A 2,637-nucleotide genomic window follows, 5' to 3' on the forward strand; every position below is an offset into this window, starting at 1 on the left:
CTGCATAACAGAAAAAATAGTCATTGCCTCCGCGGAGCGGTTAATGGCCATTCTCCATTTCTGACGGAAAAGTAAAAGCACAGCCGAAATAAGTGTCCCGGCGTGACCAATACCTACCCACCATACAAAGTTGGTAATATCCCAGGCCCAACCTACGGTTTTATTAAGACCCCAGGTTCCAATACCTGTTGATATAGTATAGATGATACTCCCTAAACCCCAAAGAAAGGCGACAAGTGCAATAGAAAATACAATCCACCAGGTTTTATTAGCCCTTCCCTCAACCGGTGCGGCTACATCCACAGTAATATCGTGGTAGCTCTTATCCCCGGTAACTAAAGGTTTTCGTATAGGTGCTTCGTAATGAGACATATCCTTTTTAAATTGATTTCTTTAATAGTTGATTTTATTAAGCTTCTGTGGTATTCCTGATTTTTGTCTGGTACATCACATTTGGCTTAGTACCCACGTATTCCAATAAATGATACATCCTCGCATCTTCTTTCTTCTCTCTAATCACTGCTCCATCATTGTTAATATCGCCAAAAGTCATCGCTCCTTTATCACAAGCAGCTGAACACGCAGTATAGAATTCTCCATCTTCTATCTCACGGCCTTCACGTTTTGCGTCAAGGATTGTTTTTTGTGTTATTTGAATACACATAGAACATTTTTCCATCACCCCTCTGGAACGAACAGTAACATCTGGATTAAGCACCATACGGCCTAAATCATTGTTCATATTATAATCAAATTCATCGTTTTTAGAATAATCAAACCAGTTAAAACGACGTACTTTATAAGGACAGTTGTTAGCACAATAACGAGTACCCACACAACGGTTATAGATCATTTGGTTCTGCCCCTGGCGACCATGCGAAGTGGCAGCTACAGGACAAACAGTTTCACATGGTGCGTGGTTACAATGCTGACACATTACAGGCTGGAACACAACCTGAGGATTATCTGCAGGCTCTTCCATTTCTTTAAATTCTGAAAGTGAACTTCCGAGGCCTGATATATTATTTTTCTTCTCAAGGTCATCTCTGAAGTTATCCTCAGAAGAATAGTAACGGTCAATTCTCAACCAATGCATATCACGTGATTTCCTAACTTCAGTTTTTCCGACAACCGGAACATTATTCTCAGCATGACAGGCAATCACACAAGCCCCACAGCCAGTACAGGCATTTAGGTCTATTGACAGATTGAAGTGGTGACCCACACTTCTGTCAAAGCCTTCCCACATATCAACTTCGGGTGAGGTTACAGGCTTCTCAACATGATCCAGCGACACCTCCGGAACCTTATTCCAAACATGCGCATCTTTTGTATTGAAGATTTCAAGGGTCGTTTCCTTAATGATATCTCCTCTCCCCATTAGGGTGTTATGCAACTGTACAGACGCAAACTCGTGCATACCAGGTGCCTTTTCAAGGCTGATACTCTGTACAGAACTAAAATCTTTATAAAGCGGATAAGCATTTACACCTACCTGCATCTCTTGCTGAATGGCTTCCTTTTTACCATATCCAAGCGCTAACCCCACAGAGCCTTTAGCCTGCCCCGGTTGAATCATTACCGGAACATTACTAACGCTAGTATCATCTAATTTGATGTTTACGTAACTTCCGTTGAGTGCACCATTAGAAACATGCTCGTTAATCAAACCAAGCTCCTCTGCATCTGCTTTGGAAATAGTTAGGTAGTTATCCCAGGAAGCTCTGGTTATTGGATCTGGCATTTCCTGCAACCATGGGTTATTGGCCTGCTGACCATCCCCTATTGCAGTGTTGGTAAAGAGACTAAGCTCCAGACCATTGTTTTCTTCAGCACCAGAAAGATTTCTCGCTGCGGAAGATATATTTACGCTAGTTACTTCTTCAGAAGTTTCTACAGAAACCGGAGAAGTTGCTTTAAAGGTTCCATCGTGCAATGCATCGTTCCAGGATTTATCCCCGAAACCACCTGCCCATGTTTCCTTTAAATATTCATAATAAGATTTATCATTATCACTCCAGCGAAGCAAGCAATCCTGAAATTGACGAGTGTCAAACAAAGGCTTTATTGCTGGCTGCATTAGGCTGAAATCCTGTTCAGTGTATTGGATATCCCCCCAGCTCTCCAGGTAATGAGGTACAGCGGCAACATATTTAGAAAGTAGCGCTGTTTCATCTGGTTTTAAGCTGAAAGAAACGCTTACCGGGGTATTTTCTAATGCTTCGGCAAACTCCTTTGGATCAGGTAAACTATAAGCAGGATTTACACCAGCCATTAGCAGCGCACCCACTTCACCGTTTTTCATATTTTTTACAAGCTCTTTCACAGCCTGTGCATTTCCCTGGCGAATCATTCTTGGATTAGCAGCATCCATAACTTCGCTACCAAGAGCTTCATTAATTGCGAGTACAATGGCCTGAGCATCGTTATCAGGAATACCTGAAACCACTACAGCAGCACTTCCCGCTTTTCTTAACTGACGTGCGGCTTTTACAACAGCATCATCAATTGCATCAGGAAGATTGCTGGTAGAAGACCCACCTGCAATATAACCGTAAAGAGCAGCCAGTATGGCTTTTTGCTGAGAAGGCTTAACAGGAACACGCTTATCAGCGTTTGCTCCGGATAGTGTCATAT

Annotated in this window: 2 protein-coding genes; both read right to left on the reverse strand. The window is 42.4% G+C overall.

Going from position 1 to position 2,637, the window contains the following annotated elements:
* A partial coding sequence (locus WAM07_RS18315; protein ID WP_422168827.1) for a hypothetical protein occupies nt 1-372 on the reverse strand: 372 nt, incomplete at its 3' end.
* 37 nt (nt 373-409) lie between these two features.
* Nucleotides 410-2,637 (reverse strand): 4Fe-4S dicluster domain-containing protein (locus WAM07_RS18320; RefSeq protein ID WP_422168828.1); only part of this gene is annotated, 2,228 nt, incomplete at its 5' end.

The sequence above is a fragment of the Halobacillus sp. genome (genome assembly GCF_049282395.1).
In the GTDB taxonomy this organism is placed as follows: domain Bacteria; phylum Bacillota; class Bacilli; order Bacillales; family Halobacillaceae; genus Halobacillus.